The sequence below is a fragment of the Vibrio sp. B4-6 genome (assembly GCF_963888245.1).
Lineage (GTDB): Bacteria > Pseudomonadota > Gammaproteobacteria > Enterobacterales > Vibrionaceae > Vibrio > Vibrio anguillarum.
In genome coordinates this window covers 1-553 of record NZ_CAWPIM010000065.1, presented here as the reverse complement: position 1 = coordinate 553, position 553 = coordinate 1, and the positions used below count along the sequence as shown (strand labels likewise).

The window sequence follows — 553 nt, the reverse complement described above, 5'->3', positions numbered from 1 at the left end:
TTGATTTTGCCGGACTCAATTTTGAAAACTTACCGAAGTAAGCTTTCCCAAGAACACTTGAATGTGTTTGGTATCAATACGTTAAACGCATTGATGTTGAGAACTTTTATTTGATAACAACAAACACATTCGTTGTTATCAGTCAGCTTTCCAAATTGTTAAAGAGCACGATTTTCTAATGAAAACCATTTTTAAAAACACTATTACTAGTGCGCTTAAAGATGGTGGAGCTATGCGGGATCGAACCGCAGACCTCCTGCGTGCAAGGCAGGCGCTCTCCCAGCTGAGCTATAACCCCATCAGGTGTGTGATACTGTGTGCCAATCTTCTGGGAGGAAGAATTGGTGGGTCTGAGTGGACTTGAACCACCGACCTCTCGCTTATCAGGCGAACGCTCTAACCACCTGAGCTACAGACCCAGCATCGTCTCTTAAACTGTATAAACCATCAATCTGTGTGGACACTCATCAGTGTAATCTTCGTATAAGGAGGTGATCCAGCGCCAGGTTCCCCTAGCGCTACCTTGTTACGACTTCACCCCAGTCATGAACCA

At 44.7% G+C, this 553-nt stretch carries 2 tRNA genes and 1 rRNA gene; all 3 read right to left on the bottom strand.

Annotated features, from left to right (window positions below):
* Positions 1–222: 222 nt before the first annotated feature.
* Positions 223–298: transfer RNA gene (locus AACV20_RS14215), tRNA-Ala, on the bottom strand.
* Between the two features lie 44 nt (positions 299–342).
* Positions 343–419, bottom strand: a tRNA-Ile gene (locus AACV20_RS14210).
* Between the two features lie 65 nt (positions 420–484).
* Positions 485–553: ribosomal RNA gene (locus tag AACV20_RS14205) — 16S ribosomal RNA — on the bottom strand; the annotation flags it as partial.